20 protein-coding genes are annotated in these 20,121 nt (G+C 63.2%); 9 read left to right on the top strand and 11 right to left on the bottom strand.

All coding sequences use genetic code 11. The features are described 5' to 3' along the window. Nucleotides 1–85: 85 nt before the first annotated feature. A complete protein-coding gene (locus tag KBY75_RS10680; protein WP_255023878.1) occupies nt 86–1,267 on the top strand; it encodes a transaldolase in 1,182 nt (393 codons plus the stop codon). 44 nt (nt 1,268–1,311) lie between these two features. After that, on the top strand, nt 1,312–1,689 hold the full coding sequence (locus KBY75_RS10675; protein WP_254937040.1) for a Crp/Fnr family transcriptional regulator: 378 nt from the start codon (nt 1,312–1,314) through the stop codon (nt 1,687–1,689). A gap of 8 nt (nt 1,690–1,697) precedes the next feature. On the opposite strand, the gene KBY75_RS10670 is transcribed toward KBY75_RS10675, so the two are convergent. The 5 genes from KBY75_RS10670 to KBY75_RS10650 all read right to left on the bottom strand — a co-directional run bounded on the left by KBY75_RS10670 (nt 1,698) and on the right by KBY75_RS10650 (nt 6,079). Next, a complete protein-coding gene (locus tag KBY75_RS10670; protein WP_255023874.1) occupies nt 1,698–2,864 on the bottom strand; it encodes an NAD(P)/FAD-dependent oxidoreductase in 1,167 nt (388 codons plus the stop codon). Continuing rightward, complete coding sequence (frr, locus tag KBY75_RS10665; protein ID WP_254937042.1) at nt 2,861–3,400, bottom strand: ribosome recycling factor; 540 nt, start codon at nt 3,398–3,400, stop codon at nt 2,861–2,863. The genes KBY75_RS10670 and frr overlap by 4 nt, the downstream gene beginning before the upstream one ends. Nucleotides 3,401–3,408: 8 nt before the next feature. Continuing rightward, complete coding sequence (pyrH, locus tag KBY75_RS10660) at nt 3,409–4,116, bottom strand: UMP kinase (RefSeq protein ID WP_106502448.1); 708 nt, start codon at nt 4,114–4,116, stop codon at nt 3,409–3,411. A 65-nt stretch (nt 4,117–4,181) separates the two neighbouring features. Then, entirely contained in the window at nt 4,182–4,865 is a 684-nt protein-coding gene (gene cobO / locus KBY75_RS10655; protein ID WP_255023873.1) for a cob(I)yrinic acid a,c-diamide adenosyltransferase, read from the bottom strand. Beyond that, entirely contained in the window at nt 4,862–6,079 is a 1,218-nt protein-coding gene (locus KBY75_RS10650) for a site-specific integrase (protein WP_255023872.1), read from the bottom strand. Before KBY75_RS10650 ends, cobO begins: the two co-directional genes overlap by 4 nt. Before the next feature lie 191 nt (nt 6,080–6,270). Here KBY75_RS10650 and hemH point away from each other — a divergent pair, with 191 nt between their 5' ends. From hemH to KBY75_RS10625, 5 genes are all read left to right on the top strand, one after another. Continuing rightward, on the top strand, nt 6,271–7,446 hold the full coding sequence (gene hemH, locus KBY75_RS10645) for a ferrochelatase (RefSeq protein ID WP_254937045.1): 1,176 nt from the start codon (nt 6,271–6,273) through the stop codon (nt 7,444–7,446). A 40-nt stretch (nt 7,447–7,486) separates the two neighbouring features. Continuing rightward, the gene (locus KBY75_RS10640; protein ID WP_255023871.1) at nt 7,487–8,050 is read left to right on the top strand and encodes a M23 family metallopeptidase; all 564 of its coding nucleotides are present in this window, start codon (nt 7,487–7,489) and stop codon (nt 8,048–8,050) included. Between the two features lie 142 nt (nt 8,051–8,192). Beyond that, the gene (gene ilvB / locus KBY75_RS10635) at nt 8,193–9,965 is read left to right on the top strand and encodes a biosynthetic-type acetolactate synthase large subunit (protein ID WP_396098217.1); all 1,773 of its coding nucleotides are present in this window, start codon (nt 8,193–8,195) and stop codon (nt 9,963–9,965) included. After that, entirely contained in the window at nt 9,962–10,351 is a 390-nt protein-coding gene (locus tag KBY75_RS10630) for a hypothetical protein (protein WP_255023869.1), read from the top strand. Before ilvB ends, KBY75_RS10630 begins: the two co-directional genes overlap by 4 nt. A 20-nt stretch (nt 10,352–10,371) precedes the next feature. Continuing rightward, nucleotides 10,372–10,578 (top strand): GIVxVP protein, encoded by a 207-nt coding sequence (locus KBY75_RS10625; RefSeq protein ID WP_255023868.1) that lies wholly within the window; start codon nt 10,372–10,374, stop codon nt 10,576–10,578. A 23-nt stretch (nt 10,579–10,601) separates the two neighbouring features. On the opposite strand, the gene KBY75_RS10620 is transcribed toward KBY75_RS10625, so the two are convergent. Then, nucleotides 10,602–11,042, bottom strand: a complete 441-nt coding sequence (locus tag KBY75_RS10620) for a hypothetical protein (RefSeq protein ID WP_255023867.1) — start codon at nt 11,040–11,042, stop codon at nt 10,602–10,604. Nucleotides 11,043–11,189: 147 nt separating this feature from the next. Between KBY75_RS10620 and ppsA the strand changes: the two genes are divergently transcribed. Further along, the gene (gene ppsA, locus KBY75_RS10615; protein WP_255023866.1) at nt 11,190–13,610 is read left to right on the top strand and encodes a phosphoenolpyruvate synthase; all 2,421 of its coding nucleotides are present in this window, start codon (nt 11,190–11,192) and stop codon (nt 13,608–13,610) included. A gap of 17 nt (nt 13,611–13,627) precedes the next feature. Here the strand turns inward: ppsA and KBY75_RS10610 are convergent, their stop codons facing one another. Further along, entirely contained in the window at nt 13,628–14,740 is a 1,113-nt protein-coding gene (locus tag KBY75_RS10610) for a metallophosphoesterase (protein ID WP_255023865.1), read from the bottom strand. Nucleotides 14,741–14,984: 244 nt separating this feature from the next. On the opposite strand from KBY75_RS10610, the gene KBY75_RS10605 reads away from it, so the two are divergent. Continuing rightward, nucleotides 14,985–16,688 (top strand): NAD(P)/FAD-dependent oxidoreductase, encoded by a 1,704-nt coding sequence (locus KBY75_RS10605; protein ID WP_255023864.1) that lies wholly within the window; start codon nt 14,985–14,987, stop codon nt 16,686–16,688. On the opposite strand, the gene KBY75_RS10600 is transcribed toward KBY75_RS10605, so the two are convergent. The 4 genes from KBY75_RS10600 to KBY75_RS10585 all read right to left on the bottom strand — a co-directional run bounded on the left by KBY75_RS10600 (nt 16,627) and on the right by KBY75_RS10585 (nt 20,083). Continuing rightward, nucleotides 16,627–16,989 carry an AbrB family transcriptional regulator gene (locus KBY75_RS10600; protein ID WP_255023863.1) on the bottom strand — a complete coding sequence of 121 codons (363 nt, stop codon included), beginning with the start codon at nt 16,987–16,989 and terminating at the stop codon, nt 16,627–16,629. The two genes, KBY75_RS10605 and KBY75_RS10600, sit on opposite strands and share 62 nt — an antisense overlap. Nucleotides 16,990–17,093: 104 nt before the next feature. Further along, a complete protein-coding gene (gene pgeF / locus KBY75_RS10595; protein WP_255023862.1) occupies nt 17,094–17,909 on the bottom strand; it encodes a peptidoglycan editing factor PgeF in 816 nt (271 codons plus the stop codon). Nucleotides 17,910–17,918: 9 nt separating this feature from the next. After that, nucleotides 17,919–18,803 (bottom strand): Tab2/Atab2 family RNA-binding protein, encoded by an 885-nt coding sequence (locus KBY75_RS10590; RefSeq protein WP_255023861.1) that lies wholly within the window; start codon nt 18,801–18,803, stop codon nt 17,919–17,921. Next, nucleotides 18,800–20,083 carry a S1 RNA-binding domain-containing protein gene (locus tag KBY75_RS10585; protein ID WP_255023860.1) on the bottom strand — a complete coding sequence of 428 codons (1,284 nt, stop codon included), beginning with the start codon at nt 20,081–20,083 and terminating at the stop codon, nt 18,800–18,802. Before KBY75_RS10585 ends, KBY75_RS10590 begins: the two co-directional genes overlap by 4 nt. Between the last annotated feature and the right edge of the window lie 38 nt (nt 20,084–20,121).

The following is a 20,121-nucleotide window of genomic DNA, read 5'->3' as shown; positions in this document are numbered from 1 at the left end:
TCGCTGCTGGGACAACCCGAAAACGCTGGCTAGCGTGGCTGCAACCCGGGTCGATGCCCCGCCATCAGCCCCCCTCATCCAGCCAATGGCCAACCTGCTCGACCAACTCGCTGCCATGACCGTGGTGGTGGCCGATACCGGTGACATCGACGCGATCAAGCAGTTCACGCCCCGCGACGCCACCACCAACCCATCGCTGATCCTGGCGGCAGCCCAGATCCCCACCTACCAGAATCTGATCGATCTCTCCTTGCAGGAGTCGCGCCAGGTGATGGGTGCCGACGCCGGCGCCGATGCCGTGGTGCGCGAAGCCCTCGATGAGATCTGCATCACCTTCGGCAAGGAGATCCTCAAGATCGTGCCGGGACGCGTCTCAACTGAGGTTGACGCTCGCCTCAGTTACGACACCGAGGCAACGATCACTAAGGCCCGCAAGCTCATAGGCCTTTACAACCAAGCCGGCATCAGCAACGACCGGGTACTGATCAAGGTGGCCTCCACCTGGGAAGGTATCCGCGCAGCTGAACAACTGGAACGGGAAGGTATTCACTGCAACCTCACACTTCTGTTTGGCTTCGCCCAGGCCGTCGCCTGCGCGGAGGCTGGCGTCACCCTGATCTCTCCATTCGTGGGGAGAATCCTCGATTGGTACAAAAAGAGCAGCGGCCGTGACGGCTATCCAGGTCCAGAAGATCCCGGTGTGATCTCCGTAACCCAAATCTTCAATTACTTCAAGACCTACGACTACAAGACGGAGGTGATGGGGGCCAGCTTCCGCAACATTGAAGAGATTATCGAGCTGGCCGGTTGCGACCTGCTGACGATTTCGCCGGCGCTGCTTGATCAGCTGCGCCACACCGATGGCGAGCTAGAGCGCAAGCTCAACGCCTTCGACCCCGCCCCCACCGACGCCCAGATCCACCTCGACGAAGATCATTTCCGTCAGATGCTGGCCGCCGATCCAATGGCCACCGAGAAACTCGATGAGGGCATCCGTGGTTTTTGCAAGGCCATCGAAACCTTGGAGGCCCAGCTAGCTCACCGTCTTGCCGAACTGGAAGGTGGTGCCGCCTTTGGCCATGCCGTGCATGAAATCTTCCTACTCAACGACCTTGATGGCGACGGCTGCATAACCCGCGAGGAGTGGCTTGGCAGTGATGCGGTGTTTGATGCCCTCGACACCGATAAGGATGGGCGGCTTGCACCGGAAGACATCAAGGGAGGTCTGGGGGCTGCCTTGGTGGGGACAGGCTTGAGCCAGGCTTAACCGAGGTGGGCCACACTGATCATTAAGTACTGGATAGCGGCCCCGTGAACGCCCTCGACACCATGCGCGCCTTGGCCAGCAATGGTGAGGTGGTCAAGCTTGAGCCTGGAGAGCTGATTTTCAGCTCTGGCGAGGCCGGTGACTGCATGTTTGGACTGCTTGAAGGTTCGGTCCAGCTCAGCTGGAATGGCGACCAAGGCCACGAACAGATCAACGCCGGGGATGTATTCGGGGCAGGCGCACTGGTGACCAGTGATCACCGCCGCTACGGCAATGCCAAGGCCCTAACCGCCTGCAAGGTGCTGGTGATGAACCGCGAAAAGTTTCTGTTTGCCGTGCAGGAATCGCCGATGTTTGCGATTGAGTTGCTGGGATCAATCGACCAGCGGCTGCGCCAACTCAAGGACTGCACCAAGATCTGACCAGACCTTCAATTGCGCTGAAACAGCAGTCGGCGGATCACGCGCTGGGCGATATCGCCGTAGCCCATCTCGCCGGAAAGGATCTGGGCGATGCGCTGGGGAGCCGTTGGCCGCTTTATGCCGAGTTGGTAGCCAACCCGCGGCACCCGGTAGAACACCTGGGCAATGCGCTTCCCCCAGGCCATCGAGGCGCCCCACTCAGCCCGCATGCGATTGGTGTAGCCAACCAGGGCCTGACTATCACCGGCTAGCCAGGGAATCAGAGCTTCTGCGGCCATGCAGCCGCTGATCAGGGCAGGCCGTAGCCCCTCGGCCAGGAAGGGGTCGCAGAGGGAGGCGGCATCGCCCACCACCACCAAACCGGCATTGGCACCCTGGCCATGCAAGGGGTGGTGGCCATCCCAGATGCGTAGGCGGCCCGGCTGGCGAACGCCTGCATGCGGCGGGAGGCCGAGGCTGGGCAGCAGCTGGCTAAGCACCGCCTCGGCATTGGCGGGGTCTCGGCCAATGAAGGTGCCCACGCCAATGCTGTAGCCCCCCTTGCGGGGGAAGGTCCAGCAAAAACCGTGGCGCACCAGGCCAAACTCAAACCGGGCCGTGCTCGGGTCGCTCACCTCACAATCCACCTCCACCGACACTGTTTCGGCGTAGCGGGGCTGGCTTGGACCAAGGCCATGGCGAGCCGCCAATAGGGAGCCTGAGCCATCGGCGATGACCACGGCTCGGGCCTGTAGCTGCAGCTGTTTCCCCTCCGGTCCGCGGGACTGAAGCTGCCAGCAATCGCCTGCGCGCTGCAGGCTTTCCACCGCCACCCCAGTCAGAAAAGTGGCTCCAGCGGTCTGGGCCTGCTCCACCAAATAAGCATCCAGCACGGAGCGGCGCACGATCCAGAAGGGCGAATCACCGGGCAGGACCGCCGTAACCGGGTCGCCCAGGCACCAGGTGAAGCGCACCTGGTCAATCACCGCATCAACTGCAGGTCTGAGATCGAAGGGAAATAGCCCCTGCATCGAGGCCGCCATGCCACCACCGCAAGGCTTGGATCGGGGGAAGCTGGCTCGCTCCAGCAGCAGCACCTCTAAACCGCCAGCTGCTAGGTGGAAGGCAGCAGCAGCGCCAGCCGCACCAGCGCCGACCACCACCACATCAGCCACGCCAGGCGGCGAGCTGGTCACACCTTGAGGATGTCAGCTTCCTTAGTAACCAGAAGCTTCTCAAGCTCAGCGATGAATTTATCGGTGAGCTTCTGCACCTTTTCCTGCTCGTCGCGGCTCTGATCTTCGGAGAGATCGCCGTCTTTTTCCTGCTTTTTGACCCTGTCGATGGCGTCACGGCGCACGTTGCGCAGGGCAACCTTGCCCTCCTCGGCGTATTTGGCAGCCAGCTTGCAGAAATCCTTACGCCGCTCTTCGGTGAGGGGTGGGATGTTGATCCTGATCACCTTGCCGTCGTTGTTGCAGGTGAGACCCAGGTCACTCATGGAGATGGCCTTTTCGATCAGGCCCATCGAACCGCCATCAAAGGGCTGGATCTGAATCGTCTGGGAATCGGGGGTGGAGATGGTGGCGAGGGATTTCAGCGGCGTTTCGGCGCCGTAATACTCCACTGAAATCTTGTCGAGCAGGGAGGGGTTAGCTCGACCGGTACGGATGGTGTTGAAGGTGCGTTGGGTCGATTCCAACGACTTGCGCATGCTGGCTTCCAAATCCATGGCTGGCGTCAGGGGTGAATACGGGTACCAATCGGGTCTCCGGCTACGGCGCGGCCAATGTTGCCGGGGCCGAACAGGTCAAACACCACGATTGGAATGGAGTTGTCCTTGCAGAGGGCAATGGCGGTGCCGTCCATCACCTCCAGCTCGGAGCTGAGCACCTCCAAGAAGGAGAGACTCTCGAAGCGCACCGCATCGGCGTGCTTATTGGGGTCTTTGTTGTAGACCCCATCCACTTTGGTGGCCTTGAACACCACATCGGCGCCGATTTCAGCAGCCCGTAGGGCGGCGGTGGTGTCGGTGGTGAAAAAGGGATTGCCGGTGCCAGCAGCGAAGATCACCACTCGGCCCTTTTCCATGTGGCGGATCGCCTTACGGCGGATGTAGGGCTCGGCTACCTCCTGCATGGAGATGGCGCTCTGCACCCGGGTGGGCACACCGGCCCGCTCCAGGCCGTCCTGAAGGGTGATGGCATTCATCACCGTGGCCAGCATGCCGACGTAGTCGGCGGTGGCCCGATCCATGCCAGCGGCCGATCCCTTCAGGCCGCGGAAGATGTTGCCTCCGCCCACCACGATCGCCAGCTGGGTGCCACCGGCAACGCAGGCAGCCACATCGGAAGCAATCGACTGCACGATCTCAGGATCGATGCCATAGCCCTGCTCACCCATCAGCGCTTCGCCGCTGAGCTTGAGGAGAACGCGCTTGAAGCCCATTGATACCCCTGATCTGCCGGAGCGTAGCAACGGCCTGGCGAATTAACCTGCCGCCGCGGCCAGGCTCAGAACTCAATCCCCCGTTGAGCCTTGACCCCTTGCTCCCTGAAGGGGTGGCGCACCAGCTTCATTTCGGTGACTAGGTCGGCCCGCTCCAGCAGCTGCGGCGGGGCGCCCCGGCCCGTCAGGGCCACGTGAGTGAGCTCCGGCCGCAGGTCCACTCCGGCAAGCACCTGTTCAATTCCCAGGTAACCCAGCTTGAGGGCCACGTTTACCTCGTCGAGCACCACCAGCTTGCGACTTGCATCCGCGAGATAGAACAACGACTGCTCCCAGGCCTGCTGCACCAGCTGCCGATCACGATCCCGGTCTTGGGTTTCCCAGGTGAAGCCTTCGCCCAGGGCGTGCCAGTGCAGCGCCTCGCCAAACAGCTCCAGGGCTTTTGCCTCCCCGGGCTGCCAGCCCCCTTTGATGAACTGCACCACCGCCACCTGGTCGCCATGACCCAGGGTGCGCAGCGCTAGGCCAAGGGCCGCCGTGGTTTTGCCCTTGCCATCGCCGGTGAACACCAGCACCAGGCCCTTTTCCAAGTTGCGCTCACCAACCCGCTGCTGCTGCACCTCCTTGCGTCGGGCCATGCGGCGGCGATAGCCGTCCTGATCAGCTTCTGGCGCCAGATCACCGCCGGGACCCAGCTCCGCCGCGGCCGCATCAAGGCTTGAGGCTTGGTCGCTGGGGTGCTGATTCACGGGGTTAGCAAAGCGGTGACACCACTCTGGCGGTGACGGGCCAGGGCCGCATCCACCGCCTGCTGCTGGTCGCGCCGGGTGATCCAGTGGTGATAGGTGCGGGTATGAATAGCCACCGAGTGGCCCATCATCCGGGCCGCGACCGTGTCTGGCAGGCCGATGTGAATGGTTCGCACCGCCCAGGCATGGCGCAGGTCGTAGGGGGTGATCGGCAACTCGTAGCGGCGAAACTGCTCAGCCACACGGCGGCCCACCTGCTGCAGGGTCGTGTGGCGCAGATCGGTTGCCACCGCTGGTAAGGGCGGCTGGGAGTCCCCCAGCTGCTCCAAGCCGAAATGCTCCACCCAATCGGGCTGGAACGGCCACACCTGATGTTCACCGGTCTTGGAGGTGGGCAGCACCCGAATTACCCGGTCACCACCAGGGGCAAGGGCCGAAAGATCGCAGAAGAACACCTCGTGATTGCGCAAGCCGTAGGTGGCCATCAACCCGTAGGCCAGGCGCCAGGCCGGATTGGGGATCTGCTCGGCCCACAGCAAAATCTGAGGATCACCCGGAAGCCGCCGGAACTGGGCCGCATGTAGGCCATAACCAGAAGCCCGCTCACTCCAGTTATCGGGCAGGTCGAGTTCAAAGTGGCGAGCCAGGGCGGCCAGGGCGGTGCCGCACTGCTGGCGGCTGCGACTGCTGGCGGAGTAGCTCTCTAGCGCCATCTCGAGTAGGGGGAGACCCAAGGGCAGGTCGCGCTCGGCCGCAACGGCCGCCAGGCGCCGCAGGTAGGGCAGGTAGGCGCTGCTCCAGGTTGTGCGACAACCGGCAGGGTTGCGCCGGCGGCGGGGATCGGCAAAAAATGCTGCCTCAAACGCTGCCAACCCCAGCAAATCGCCCGCGGCGGGCTGAGTAGCTGCCGGCAACCGTGACGGCAAAGGTGTAGGTGGCTGAGCTTGTTGAACCCCCCAGGCACTCCAAGCGAAGCGCCCTTGCTGCAGCTGACGCAACACCTCTTTAAGCCGCTCCCTAGCCAGCTCAAGACCAGCAGTATCGGCAGGCAGCCCGAGACTGATGCGCTGCACAGGGTGGCGGCCCGAGCCCTGGCGACAGGGAAGGGGCCCGCGCAGGCCCAACCTTTGGCCGCGCAGCTCGATGCGCAAGGAGACACCGGCTTGGGCTAGCGCCTGGTTTGCCTGGGCGAGGCGGATTTGCAACTTGGACAAGGCTTGAGTGGAAACTGCTGCGCTGGCATCTGCCCCAACCAGATCCAGCTCCACCGCTGCTTTTGCCATGGGCCCATCACAGAGGCTGACGTTCCAGCACAGAACTTGACGTTATCGATCGTGCGCCTTGGTCGCTAGGGGAGGAGCGGCAGCGTTACGCTCTCAGCCTCTGAGCCGCGCGGAACGAGGGCATGGCCAAAGTTGGCGTGCTGCTGCTGAACCTCGGTGGTCCCGAGCGTATCCAGGACGTTGGTCCGTTTCTTTACAACCTGTTTTCCGACCCGGAAATCATTCGGTTGCCTAATCCAGCTCTACAAAAACCGTTGGCCTGGTTGATTAGTACTCTGCGGGCTGGCAAGTCCCAAGAGGCGTACCGCTCCATCGGTGGTGGTTCACCGTTGCGGCGTATCACCGAGCAACAGGCCCGCGAACTCCAGAGCGAACTGCGCACACGCGGCATCGAAGCCACCAGCTACGTGGCGATGCGCTACTGGCATCCCTTCACCGAGTCGGCCGTGGCCGACATCAAGGCCGACGGGGTTGAGGAGGTGGTGGTACTTCCCCTCTACCCCCATTTCTCGATCAGCACCAGCGGTTCGAGTTTCCGCGAGCTGCAGCGGTTACGCCAGGCCGACATTGGCTTTTCCCGGCTGCCGATCCGCTGCATTCGCAGCTACTACGACGACCCCGGCTACGTGGGTGCAATGGCCGGCCTGATTGCCCGCGAAATCCAGGCTTGCCCCGAACCTTCAAAAGCCCATGTGTTCTTTAGCGCCCACGGGGTGCCTAAGAGCTATGTGGAGGAGGCGGGCGATCCCTATCAAAAAGAGATCGAAGCCTGCGCCCAGCTGATCATGGAGCGACTGGGTCGTGATCTGGGCTTCGCCAATCCCTTCACGCTGGCCTACCAGAGCCGGGTTGGTCCGGTGGAGTGGCTTAGGCCTTACACAGACGATGCCCTGCAGGATCTCGGCGCCGCTGGCATCAAGGATTTGGTGGTGGTGCCGATCAGTTTCGTCAGCGAGCACATTGAGACCCTCGAGGAGATCGATATCGAATACCGGGAGATAGCGACCGAGGCAGGCATCATCAATTTCCGGCGCGTGCCAGCCCTAGACACCACCCCAGCCTTCATCAACGGCTTGGCCGATCTGGTGCAGCAGGCCATGGCTGGACCCGAGGTGAACCTCGACCAGGCCGCCGAATTGCCCAGCAAGGTGAAGCTCTATCCCCAGGACAAATGGGCCTGGGGTTGGAACAACAGCTCTGAAGTTTGGAATGGGCGCTTGGCGATGGTGGGATTTTCCGCTTTCCTGCTGGAGCTACTCAGCGGCAAGGGACCCCTGCATGCTCTGGGCCTGCTCTGAGCGCCGTCTAAGACAGGGCGGACTGACCGCGGCGGCGGTCATGGTCAGCGGTAGCGCCTGGCTGCTGGTGTCCAGCTCGGCGGGGCTGGCCCAGAGTCGCTGGCAGATGGGGGTTTTTCCCGTCACCAGCTTTCTGGCCTACACCAGCCATTTCGGTACCCGCACCGGCCCCTGGGGTCGGGTGGAGCCCCATTACGGCCTTGATATCGCAGCGCCCATGGGATCGCCTATCCGCAACTGGTGGGCTGGCTCAGTGCAGGACGTGATCAACGACGGAGGTTGCGGCTTGGGGCTGGTGATTCGCTCGGGCGATTACGAGCACATCTACTGCCATTTGTCCGGCCGGGTTTCAGGCGGCACCTACAGCAGTGGTCAGGTGCTGCTGCGCCAGGGCCAGGGCGTACGCACGGGCCAACTAATCGGCCATGTGGGCATGAGCGGCCGCACTACTGGTCCACACCTGCATTGGGGCATGCGTCATGGCGGCCGCTGGCTAGACCCAGCCCAGATCCTGCGAGCTATGGCAGCCGGCAGGCGCCAGCAACCTGGGCGGGCAGCTGCCCCGAAAGCGCCGCCGGCAACTAGGGTTGCCGTAATCCGTTAACCGCCAAGTTGATTGGCCTGCAGCAGCCGTGACGCTGACGCCCCTCGCCTCTGCGGCTCAGTCCGCTACCGCCACTAATTCTGGTGATGACTCTGCTGCTGAAGCTTTTGCTCCTCAGCGAGTAAACGGCGGCTACGCCCTGATGGACGCCCTGCATCGCCATGGAGTGCGCCACATCTTTGGCTATCCCGGCGGCGCGATCCTGCCCATCTACGACGAACTGCACAAGGCAGAGTCTCGTGGCTGGTTGAAGCACATCCTGGTGCGCCATGAGCAGGGCGGCACCCATGCGGCCGATGCCTACGCTCGAGCTACAGGCAAAATTGGCGTCTGCTTTGGAACTTCGGGGCCCGGCGCCACCAACCTGGTCACCGGCATCGCCACCGCCCAGATGGACTCGGTGCCGATGGTGGTAATCACCGGGCAGGTGCCCCGGGCCTCGATCGGCACCGACGCCTTCCAAGAAACCGACATCTTCGGCATAACCCTGCCGATCGTGAAGCACTCCTGGGTGGTGCGCGATCCCCGCGATATCGGCAGGATCGTGGCTGAAGCCTTTTTGATTGCTGCCAGTGGTAGGCCCGGTCCGGTGCTGATCGACGTGCCCAAGGATGTGGGCCTGGAGGAATTCGACTACACGCCGGTAGCTCCGGGCTCGGCGATCCCAGCTGGATTCAAGTTGCCACCCAGTCCCGACCCTGAAGCCGTTGCCGCGGCCCTGGCCTTGATCCGCCAAGCCCGTCGCCCCTTGCTCTACGTCGGTGGCGGAGCCATCAGCAGCGGGGCCCATGGCGCCGTGAAACAGCTGGCCGAACGCTTCCGCCTGCCGGTCACCACAACCTTGATGGGTAAGGGAGCCTTCGATGAGAAGCACCCCCAATCGGTCGGCATGCTCGGCATGCACGGCACCGCCTATGCCAATTTTGCAGTCACAGAGTGCGATCTGCTGATTGCCACCGGTGCCCGATTCGACGACCGGGTCACAGGCCGGCTGGATGGCTTTGCGCCCCGGGCCCAGGTGATCCATATCGATATCGACGCGGCGGAGATGGGCAAAACCCGCCTCCCCGATGTGGCCTTGGTGGCCGATGTCCAGGCCGCGCTAGCAGCCCTTCTGGCTGCCTCAGCCCAGGACAGCTCAGAGGGGCGCACCGAGGCCTGGTTGCAGCGCATCGACAGCTGGAAGCAGAACTACCCCTTGGTGGTGCCCGATCCGGAGGGAGACATAGCCCCCCAGGAAGTGGTTGTCGCCCTGAGGGAGTTGGCACCAGATGCCTTCTACACCACAGATGTGGGCCAACACCAGATGTGGGCTGCCCAATTTCTACACAATGGCCCCAGGCGCTGGATCAGCTCGGCGGGCCTTGGCACGATGGGGTTCGGCATGCCCGCAGCCATGGGCGTGCAGACCGCCTTCCCGGATGAGCAGGTGATCTGTGTCGCCGGCGACGCCAGCATCCTGATGAACATTCAGGAACTGGGCACTCTCAGCCAATACAACCTGCCTGTGAAGGTTGTGGTGATCAACAACGGTTGGCAGGGCATGGTGCGCCAGTGGCAGGAGAGCTTCTACGGAGAGCGCTACTCGGCCTCGGAAATGACCAATGGCATGCCGAATTTCGCAGCTCTAGCGGAAGCCTTCGGCGTTCGGGGCGTGCGCATCGACGAACGGGCCAACCTGCGCCAGCAACTGCAGGAGGCCCTTGACCATCCCGGGCCTGTCTTCATCGATGTCAAGGTGCGCCGCAACGAGAACTGCTATCCGATGGTGCCCCCCGGCGCCAGCAATGCCCAGATGGTGGGCTTGCCATCCCATCCGGAGCTAGCTATCGACACGAGCCGCCATTGCCACTCCTGCGGTAGCACCACCGAAAGTGCCCATCTGTTCTGCCCCAGCTGCGGCGCCAAGCTTTGAGATGGCTCGCCGCATTGCTGGCGGTGTTATTGGTGTGGCCTGGAGCCGCCTTGGCAGCCGAGGTGCTGCAGGTGCGGGGGGCAACCCTGCTGCAGTTAGGTGACCAAAACCGTAGCTACACGGTGCAGCTGGCCTGTGTTGAGGTAGCTGAAGCTCAGCAGGCTGAGGCAGTGGCCTGGCTTCGCCAAGCCGTTCCTCGCCACACCCGCGTCAATTTGCGGCCGATGGGCCAGAAGCAGGGTGTGCTGTTGGCAAGGGTTCAGCCGCTTGCTCCCGTGCGTGGCAGCACAAACCAAGCAGCAGATCTGGGCAACGGTTTAATCGCAGCTGGTCTCGCCCAAGCCGACTCCCATAGCAACGCCGACTGTGCCAACGTCCCAGCCTGAATGCGGCCACCTATCTGCTCATGAGTTTAAATCGCACTGCCAAGGGCATCGTTCTGGTGCCCTCCCTGCTGCTGGGAGGTGCCTTCCTGGCGGCGGGGGTATGGAGTGAGGGCCCAGCGGCGAGCAATAAAACCCTGGCCCTTAGCTTGGGCGGATTGCTGATGGCGGCTGGGCTCCTGGCCCAACTTCTACCGGAGAGCAAGCCAGAGTCTTCCGAGTCCGACTGATCTCCAGTCAAAGGGAAAATTATTTACTTCTTGGGCTGGGCCTTGGTGGCCTGGGCTGTGTATTGGGCTATCACTTCGTCCACAAATTTTTTGTCGGCGGCGGTGATCTTGGCGTAACAGCCCTGCTTAACCCGGCCCACAATCTGCACAATGCTGCCATTGACAATCTGGGAAGCCTCAAGCTTGCCGCTGCCAGCTATCTGACCGCCATGGGCAGTGGTCACCACGTAGGTGATCGCCTTGGCATTGGAGATAACGGCGTTTTGCACGGCCAATTTTTGCTCCACCGCCAGCTCACAGACGTTGACGGCGGCGGCGAGAGCGAGATCGTTCATGGTCTCAAGGCTGACGGGCTTGGCCGCAGCGGCGGCAGCCCCAGTCGATTGGGCGAAGGCAGGAGCTCCCAGCACAGCGGTGGCACTTAGGGCGGAAGCCGTGATCCAGGCGAGGGAAAAGCGAGACACAGAAACTTGCGAGCAACGAAAAAGCATCTGCCCACTGTGCCACCCATTTCGAACCAGCGGCAGGGGGTGTGGGGCCTGCATCGCTGGCTTCACAGTTAAGACAACGCCCCAAGAAGGCGCCAGAGTCAGGGTGGCTGCCAACTATCCATGCCAACTACCCATGCCAACCGCCGCGAACTGCTCGTAGTGCCGTTCGCGGCGGTTGGCATGGGTGCGATCGCAGAGGTGGGCGGCAAAAACGCCTCCCTCGGCGAAATGATCCGCGAGCTCGCGGGCCAGGGTGTGCGGGTGCCTGGAGGCTTCGCCACCACAGCCGCCGCCTACCGCCACCTGCTGTGCAGTAACGACCTTCGAACTCCGCTGCAGGCCCTACTCCAAAACCTGGATGCTGATGATCTCGGTGCCCTGCAGGCCGCCGGCAAAGCCGCCCGCAACCTGCTGCTGAGCGCCACCCTGCCAGCTGACCTCAGCGAAGCGATCCTGGCCGCCTATCGAGAGCTGGCAACACCAGATGGCGTTTTGCCAGCGGTGGCAGTGCGCTCCAGCGCCACAGCCGAAGACCTGCCCGATGCCAGCTTTGCTGGCCAGCAGGAGACCTTCCTCAATATTCAGGGCGAAGCTGCCCTGCTGCAGGCCTGCCGGCGGTGCTACGCATCGCTGTTCACCGACCGGGCCATCTCCTACCGCCAGCTCAATGGTTTTGACCACCTAGAGGTCGCCCTTTCGATCGGCGTGCAGCGCATGGTGCGCTCCGACCTGGCCTGCGCTGGGGTGATGTTCAGCATCGACACCGAAACCGGCTTCCGCGACGCGGTGCTGCTCACCGCCGCCTATGGCCTCGGTGAAAACGTTGTGCAGGGGGCCGTAAACCCCGATGAGGTGCTGATTTTTAAGCCAACGCTTGAGCAGGGCTTTGCGCCGATCCTCAGCAAGCGACTGGGCAGCAAGGCGATCCGGATGGTGTACGGGGAAGCGGGGCTCACCGTGACAAACGAACCCGTGCCGGAAGCCGAGTGCAACCGCTTCGCCCTCAGCGATGACGAGTGCCTAACCCTGGCCCGCTGGGCCTGCCAAATCGAGCGTCACTACAGCGCTAAGCGTGGTGCTCCCACGCCGATGGACATCGAGTGGGCCAAAGATGGCCTCACAGGCGAGCTGTTCATCCTCCAAGCCCGTCCTGAAACCGTGCAGTCGCGGCAGCAGCAGGCGGTGCTGCGCAGCTGGCACCTGGAGCCCCATCAAGCGGAAACCCTGGTGAGCGGCCGCGCCATCGGTGCCTCGGTGAGCAGCGGCGTAGCCCGGGTGATTAAAGATCCCGGCGAAATCAGCCGTTTTGAGGCTGGTGACCTACTGATCACCGAACGGACCGACCCCGACTGGGAGCCGATCCTCAAACGAGCCAGCGGCGTGGTGACCGACCAGGGCGGCCGCACCTGCCATGCGGCGATCATTGCCCGCGAGATGGGCATTACGGCCATCGTTGGCACCGGCGATGGCACCAAGCGCATCCAGGACGGCGACGCCATCACGATCAGCTGCTGCGAAGGCGATGTGGGCCGGGTGTACCCGGGCAACCTGCCGTTCAGCGTCACGGAGCAGGCCATTGGCCATCTGCCCGTCACCCGCACCCAGATCTTGATGAGTGTGGGCAATCCGGAGGAGGCCTTCAACCTCGCGGCCATTCCCTGCGACGGGGTGGGCCTAGCCAGGCTGGAATTCATCATCGCTAATCACATCAAGGTGCACCCGCTGGCCCTGATCCAGCCTGAGCGGGTTGCTGACGCCCAGCAGCGGCAGCAGATAGCCCGGTTAACGGCCGGCCACACCAGCCCCGCCGAGTACTACGTGGATCTGCTCGCCCAGGGCATGGCCCGCATTGCAGCGGCTTTCTATCCCAGGCCGGTGATCCTGCGCTTTTCCGACTTCAAGAGCAATGAATACGCGCGCCTGCTGGGAGGAGCTGCGTTTGAACCCAACGAGGAGAACCCGATGCTCGGCTGGCGGGGCGCCTCCCGCTACTACGCCCCCGCCTTCCGCGCTGCTTTCGCCCTCGAATGCCAGGCCCTTAAACGGGTGCGCGACGGCATGGGACTCACCAATGTGATCCCGATGGTGCCCTTCTGCCGCACCCCCGAGGAGGGGGATCGGGTATTGGCAGAAATGGCCAGCTCCGGCCTGGTGCGGGGTGAAAACGGTCTGGAGGTGTATGTGATGTGCGAGCTACCCAGCAACGTGATCGCGGCAGAGGCGTTTGCCGAGCGCTTCGATGGCTTCTCGATCGGCTCCAACGACCTCACCCAGCTCACCCTGGGGCTCGATCGCGATTCAGCCTTGGTGGCTGAGTTGTTTGACGAACGCCATCCGGCTGTGAAGGCCATGATTCGCCTGGCAATCCAAAGCGCCAAACGCTGCGGCCGCAAGATCGGCATCTGCGGCCAAGCCCCCAGCGACTACCCCGATTTCGCTCGCTTCCTGGTGGAGGAGGGCATTGATTCGATCAGCCTCAACCCCGACGCCGTGATCGCCACCCGCCTGGAGGTGGCCAGGATCGAGGCCAGCTTGGGCTGAGCCGCCAACCGCATCTCTCAGCCGATCCGCCGCAGCGACGGTCCCTGGCTGGGTTGAATCTGGGCGGGGAGCTGCTGGCTGCTGATCGACTCCAGGGTGGTCATGTTGTAGCTGGTGTAGGTCGTACGTCCCGCGCCATCACCCTGAGGCCAGAAGGCATCGATCACGGTGAGGGTCTGCACCGGAGCCGTGCTGTCATGGAGCCGGCGGCGGGGACCGCTGCCCAGGGCGCCGAGGTTGAGCAGATCCAGTTGACCCACCCGGCCTGGGAAGAAGGCGTGATGGTGGCCGCTGATGTAGGCATGGGCGCCGGTGCGCTCCAGCAGCTGGCGCAGGGCCTCGCTCTGCTGCAACACCTCGCCAGGCCGGTCCCGGCCCTGGCCTACGGCCAGCAGCGGCAGATGGCCAAGCACCAGACGCAACCGGGCCGATTGTGCCTCTGGGCTGCGCAGCTGGCGCTCAGCCCAGGCCACCTGTTCGGCGGGCAGGGCGGCCGAGGAGGCATCCCACACCAGTAGGAAAAGGTCGTGCTGACGCACGCTGTAGGCGAAGGGAAAGCGGCTGGCATCAACAAACTTCAGCCCCAAGGCATTCTGCTGGCCGCGCCAATAACGCTCGGCCTCCTGGCGATCGAGCTCAAATATGTATTTGCCCGCAGAGCGGGCGGAAGAGGCGTCGTGGTTGCCCATGGTGATCGCCACCGGCAGCCCAGCACGCTCCAGAGGTGCCAGCAGTTGGCGGTGGAAGGAAGCCCACATGGCGCTCAGGTGTACCCGGCTGAGACCCTGCTTCTGGCCCGCCACCATGTCGCCGCCGCAGAGCACCAGATCGGGCTTCCAGCTGGGGATCAATTCAACGGCTCGCAGCACCTCCGGCAGGTAGCTGGTGGAGCCGTAGCTGCTGTTGAGATCGCTGATCGCCACCAGGCGCAGGTCGCCCCGGGGCGGCAGCAGCGGCTTGGCACCTCCCCTAGGGGCGGCAGCGGCCTCAGGGCGCAGGCCTGATGCCGCCAAGGCGGCCACTCCCAAGCCAGCCAAGCTGAGGAAGCCCCGTCGGGAGACGAAGGCGCCAGGCCAGCTGACCATCGGCCAGGTCACCATTTTTGGTGTGCTGCGCTGGAACATGCCCATGGTTTAGCGCCCCGCTCAGACCGACAAGCGCCAGAGCAAGGTGCCGTGGGCCGTGGCTCGCAGCACACAAAGGGCCGCCAGGGCCATGCAAAGGGGGCAGTGGGTAATCGACAAAGAATCGATGCCGCATCGGCCTCCAGCCTGGCAGCCCAATCCAATTTCAGGCGCAGTGGAGCCAAGACTGCTGAAATAACGCCATGAATCAGCGCCCGGCTCCCGTCCAGGCGCCCCCCTGGAGTCGGTAGTGCTGCGCCTGAGCGAATTGAAGCTGCCCCTCGAGCACAGCGAGGCCGACCTATCGGCGGCAGTGCTGAGGCGCCTGCGGCTCGCCCCCGATCAACTACTTGGGTTGCGGCTGGTTAAACGCAGCGTTGATGCCCGCAAGAGCGCGGCGATCACCCTCGTTTACAGCCTTGATCTGGATTTGGACCTTGATGCCCGGGCCGAGGCCCGGCTCCTGAAGCGCTTTGCCGGCGACCCCCACCTGCGGCCAAGCCCCGACACGACATATCACCCCGTCGTAAGCGGAGCCAACGCAGGAAAGATGCGACCAGTGGTGGTGGGAGCTGGTCCCTGCGGCTATTTCGCGGCCCTGCTGCTGGCCCAGATGGGGTTTCGTCCCCTATTGCTGGAGCGGGGCAAGGCGGTCAAGGAGCGCAGCGCCGACACCTTCGGCTTTTGGAAGGGGAGCGCTGACTTCAATCCCGAATCCAATGCCCAATTTGGCGAGGGTGGCGCTGGCACCTTCTCTGACGGCAAGCTTTACAGCCAGGTGAGCGAAGCCAAGCCCTACGTGCGCAAGGTGCTTGAAGAGCTAGTTGCCGCAGGCGCTAACCCTGACATCCTCACCCTGCACCACCCCCACATCGGCACCTACAAGCTGGCCACGGTGGTGCGGGGGTTGCGGCAGCGAATCGAGGCCCTAGGGGGCGAGGTGCGCTTCGAGTGCCGAGTAGACCGCTTGGAGCTAAATCCCGTGGACCGCTCCATCGAGGGCTTGCAGCTCAATAGCGGCGAACGAATTGCCGCCACCCAGGTGGTGCTGGCCCTTGGTCACAGCGCCCGGGACAGCTTTGAGATGTTGAAAACCGCCGGCGTGGCGATGCAGCCCAAGCCTTTCGCCGTTGGTCTACGCATCGAACACCCCCAGAGCCTGATTGACAGGGCCCGCTGGGGGCAGGCCGCCGGCCACCCCCGCCTTGGCCCAGCTGAATACAAGCTGGTGCATCACTGCAGTGAAACGGCCAACTTGGGCCGCAGTGTCTACAGCTTTTGCATGTGCCCGGGGGGATTGGTGGTGGGGGCTACCTCGGAGCCAGGTCGAGTAGTCACCAACGGCATGAGCCAGCACACCCGCAACGAACGCAATGCCAATAGCGGCATCGTGGTGGGTATCGAGCTAGCCGATCTGACGCCCTACGGGGAAAGCGCCGACGATCCCCTCGCCGGAGTCGCTTTTCAGCGCCATTGGGAAGGTCGCGCCTTCGTTACAGGCGGCTCTAACTACCAAGCACCTGCCCAGCGGGTTGGCGATTTCCTCGCCAACCGCCCCAGTCAGGGCAGCGGCGGAGTGATTCCTTCCTACCAACCAGGAGTTTGCTACGGGAATTTGGCTGGCTGCCTACCGGACTTTGTGCTGACAGCTATCCGAGAGGCCCTGCCCGCCTTCGAGCGCCGCATTCCCGGCTTCCTAATGGAAGATGCCCTGCTCACCGGTGTAGAGACCCGCACCTCGTCGCCCGTGCGGCTACCCAGAGATGAAATAACCCTGGAGTGTGGCAACACCCCAGGGTTGTACCCAGCCGGCGAGGGGGCTGGTTATGCCGGCGGGATCCTCTCCGCAGCAATTGATGGCATCAAAGTGGCCGAACAGGTAGCCCTGTCGCTCACTCTTCCTCGTCCTCTGCACCCAGTGGTACCAGGCGAATCTGTTTGCGACCCAACTTGATTTCGAACTCATCGCCAGGCTTGAGGTCAAGCATGCCGGTATAAGCCTTGCCGACCATCAAGTTGCCGTTGAACTGCACCTTGGTGTTAAAGCTGAGCTTGCGGCCGCCCTTTCCGGTTTTGGCTGCACCGCCAAAATCGACTCCCTTGGCATTCAAGAGAGCCTCGTAGAAGGCTGTGAAATTCAGCCGTTCTGAACCGTCTTTTTTGTGGGAGACATAGCCGCAGGCGCGAACCAAGTCAGACTTGCTCACATCCCCGAGTTCTTTGACCTTGGTGAGAAGGTCGGCACCAGTGAGCATCGATGATAATTATGCAACTTTTGCATTATTGCGCAGAAACAGGCCCGACTGCAAGGAAGGCGGCTTGAATTGAACGCGAATCCAGCTCGAAACAGTGCCAAGATTCAAGCTTGAGAAACAATGCCGCTCCACTGCACCGCCTTCACCTGATCGCGCCGCCAGGAGTGAAAAAGCAGTGGTTCGCTGGCTGTACAAAGAGGGCAGCTGCCAATTTGAGCCGTAGGCACCCCAAGTCGCTCCAGTTGGAGCTGGGCTGCAAGGCGAATATCAAGGCGGTCTTTCATAGGGTCTGAGTCGGCCTGCAGAGCGCCGTACTGACGCAACTGCTCAAGCAAAGCAGGCAGCAAAGAAGCATCAGGGGCGGCGGCTAGAGACGCCGCAACCTGTTCCGACACCAGCCGCTGCACCTGATAGGAGCCACCGCCGATCGCTGGTCCTAGGGCCACCAGCAGCTCGGCCGGCCGACTGCCTCCATCCAGCAGCTGCTGCACGGCGCGTTCGAGGATGCCACCTGCCACACCGCGCCAACCAGCGTGGCAAGCCGCCACCCGGCCAGTAGCGGGATCAGCAATCAGCACCGGGGTGCAGTCAGCGCCACAAGCCCAGAGGCTTTGGCCGCCCGCATCACTAACAAGACCATCGGCCTCGGGAAAGGGATCGGCGCTGGCCTGGCTGGCTGGCAAAACCACCGCGCTGTGCACCTGGCGTAGACGGTGCACACTCACCCCAGCGCTCACATAAGCCGCCAGCACCTCCGGCCCCCGTCCCTGCCATTGGCGTGTAAAAAAACCGTGCTCAAACGACTGGAGCAGGTCGCACTGGAGGTAGTAGCCGCCGTAGGTACCTACCCAGGTCCAACCGGGCAAGGAATTGAAGTCCCGGTCGGGACGATCAAAGGGGGGATCAACCGCTTCGGCCATCGTGGGGCATCAAGCGTCGGGAAGATCGCGCAGCAACCAGAAGCCCTCGAAGCGCTGGTCCTGCTCGCTGGCCTGAACGGCAAGAAACTGAAGGCCACCGGCCTGCTCTCGGGCTGCAGCAAAAGCGGCAGTGGCTACCTCTGCCTCCTCAGCCGGCAAGTTGGTGAGTAGCCAGCGATCCTCAAGGCCAGCCTCAAGCACTAGCTGCGGGCCACTGATCTCAAGCCGCACGGGTTCGAGCCCAGCCAGCCAGCCGGCCAGGGCCAGGGCCCTGGTGGCGCTGAATAGGCGAATTCCCGGCACCGGCAGCTCGGCAGACACCGCCTCTGGCAGGGGTACGAGGCCCGCAAAGCCAAGCTCCCACTCCGAAGCAGCGGCCAGGACACCCAAGGGCAAGGTGGCCCAGGCCCAGCTGTCGCCCCGCGCCGCTTCCGGCAAGGGCACCGCAATCGATCGCAAGGCCTGGGGGGGCGGGGCTAATGGGCCAGCCATGTAGCCGGGCTCCTGGGGATACACCAGGCGCTCCCGCTCCTGTAGCCAGCTCACCAGCGCGTAGGTGCGGCGGCTGGCCACCAGCTCCAATCCGAGCCCCTCCGCCGCCCGCTGAACCATGGTGCGCATCGAGCCACGCCAGCAGCGCAGCCGCCTCGGAGGCCCAAAACCCTGGGCTGCGGCACCAGCCAAAGCTGCCTCCAGAGCCTCCCTCAGCCAGATCGAATTAACGCTGGTGGCAGGGCAGGCCTTGGCCCAGCGGAAGGATTCGCTCGCTACCTCCCCTGGTCCGGGCACCTCAGGGGTGGAACAGATCAGCAGCTCCCAGCGCTTTTTGCCATCTTCTTCAAGGATGGGACGGGAGTAATAGTCGAGCTCCCAATCTGGAGCGGCCTGGTTCATCCGGCCCCTTGTTCTTGCTGGCGCAGCACGGAGCGGGCCCGGTTGGCCCGCTCTGGAGCCTCAGCCATCACCTTGTCGCGATCGATCAGCAGTTCACCGGGCTGGCCCTCGAGAAGAGCGGTATTAAGGGCGATACGGCCTCGGCCCGGATCCAGCTCGGTGATCAGGGCCTTGACCCGGTCTCCCTGGCCAAAAACCTCACGCAGGTCCCGCAGCTGACCACCACTAATTGCCGATTGGTGCAACAAACCGCTTACACCGCCTAGATCGACAAACAAGCCATAGGGCTTAATTGCCACCACCTGGCCTTCGACCAGCTGACCCACCTCCAGGTTTTGGAACAGGGCTGCAGTGGCAGCTTTCTTCTCCGACAACACCAACTTGCGGGTCTCTGGATTGACCTCCAGGAAAGCGGCCCCAAGGGTCTTACCCACCAAAGCCTCATGGTTTTCACCCTCCTGCAGCTGGGAGCGAGGGATGAAGCCGCGCAATCCCTCAAGTTCACAGGTGACACCACCTCGATTGAAGCCGTTCACTTTGACCTGCACCACCTTGCCCTCCTTCTCCAGGAGCCTCACTTTCTCCCAGCTCTGGCGCAGGGCCAAGGCACGGGCGCTGATGGTCACCATGCCATCGGCGTTTTGCTCGCCGGTGACGAGCACATCCACCTCAAGCCCCTTCGGAAAGGTCTCCTTGAGGTTGGTGATCACTCCCAGGCCGCACTCTTTCTTAGGCATGAAACCCGGCGCCTTGCCGCCGATGTCCACATAAACGCCATCGCTTTCGACACCGATCACGGTGCCGCGCACCACCTCTCCAGTGGTGCCATGGGGCTCATGGTCGTCAAGAGCAGCCAGAAAGGCTTCTTCGTCAAAGTCGAAGTCGTCGACGCTCCGGGCCGCGGGCTTGGTGCTGTGCTCACCGGCAGCAGCAGCCTTCGCAGCACGCTTCTGACTCGGGTCAGGGCCCAACAGATCAGCCATGGTGAGGCCCTCCATGGACCCCAGGTCAAACAGCTCGTCGTCGTTTCGGGCGGGAGTGGCGGCAGGTGCAGCAACCCGGTTAAGGGGAGCGAGCTGAGAGGGCGCCTGGGGAGCTGCGGCAAGCGCAGGCTCAGTCGAAGACGGCGACGGGGCGGGCTCGTCCTTGCGGATCATCAATACCTGGGGCGGCTTACGCAGGGGCGCCTGCGGCTGGGGGCGTGCAGGGACTGGGCGCGCAGGACCAGGGGGCACGGGCCGGGATGAGGATGAGGGCGGTTGACTGCCGGTACCGGCCATCTCCACTAAGGGCTGAGAGCCCCACACTGTAGTGATCA

Source organism: Cyanobium sp. T1G-Tous (assembly GCF_024345455.1).
In the GTDB taxonomy this organism is placed as follows: Bacteria; Cyanobacteriota; Cyanobacteriia; order PCC-6307; family Cyanobiaceae; genus Cyanobium_A.
The sequence above is the reverse complement of the archived record's forward strand: the minus strand, read 5'-3'. Positions and strand labels throughout refer to the sequence as shown.

What these genes read in the sequence shown, in the direction of transcription:
- KBY75_RS10640 (WP_255023871.1), top strand. Translation starts at nt 7,487, where the DNA reads ATGGTCAGCGGTAGCGCCTGGCTGCTGGTGTCCAGCTCGGCGGGGCTG.
- pyrH (WP_106502448.1), bottom strand. Translation starts at nt 4,116, where the DNA reads ATGGGCTTCAAGCGCGTTCTCCTCAAGCTCAGCGGCGAAGCGCTGATG.
- KBY75_RS10625 (WP_255023868.1), top strand. Translation starts at nt 10,372, where the DNA reads ATGAGTTTAAATCGCACTGCCAAGGGCATCGTTCTGGTGCCCTCCCTG.
- pgeF (WP_255023862.1), bottom strand. Translation starts at nt 17,909, where the DNA reads ATGGCCGAAGCGGTTGATCCCCCCTTTGATCGTCCCGACCGGGACTTC.
- frr (WP_254937042.1), bottom strand. Translation starts at nt 3,400, where the DNA reads ATGGATTTGGAAGCCAGCATGCGCAAGTCGTTGGAATCGACCCAACGC.
- KBY75_RS10680 (WP_255023878.1), top strand. Translation starts at nt 86, where the DNA reads ATGGCCAACCTGCTCGACCAACTCGCTGCCATGACCGTGGTGGTGGCC.
- KBY75_RS10590 (WP_255023861.1), bottom strand. Translation starts at nt 18,803, where the DNA reads ATGAACCAGGCCGCTCCAGATTGGGAGCTCGACTATTACTCCCGTCCC.
- KBY75_RS10610 (WP_255023865.1), bottom strand. Translation starts at nt 14,740, where the DNA reads ATGGGCATGTTCCAGCGCAGCACACCAAAAATGGTGACCTGGCCGATG.
- ilvB (WP_396098217.1), top strand. Translation starts at nt 8,193, where the DNA reads ATGGACGCCCTGCATCGCCATGGAGTGCGCCACATCTTTGGCTATCCC.
- hemH (WP_254937045.1), top strand. Translation starts at nt 6,271, where the DNA reads ATGGCCAAAGTTGGCGTGCTGCTGCTGAACCTCGGTGGTCCCGAGCGT.
- KBY75_RS10600 (WP_255023863.1), bottom strand. Translation starts at nt 16,989, where the DNA reads ATGCTCACTGGTGCCGACCTTCTCACCAAGGTCAAAGAACTCGGGGAT.
- ppsA (WP_255023866.1), top strand. Translation starts at nt 11,190, where the DNA reads ATGCCAACTACCCATGCCAACCGCCGCGAACTGCTCGTAGTGCCGTTC.
- KBY75_RS10585 (WP_255023860.1), bottom strand. Translation starts at nt 20,083, where the DNA reads ATGGCCGGTACCGGCAGTCAACCGCCCTCATCCTCATCCCGGCCCGTG.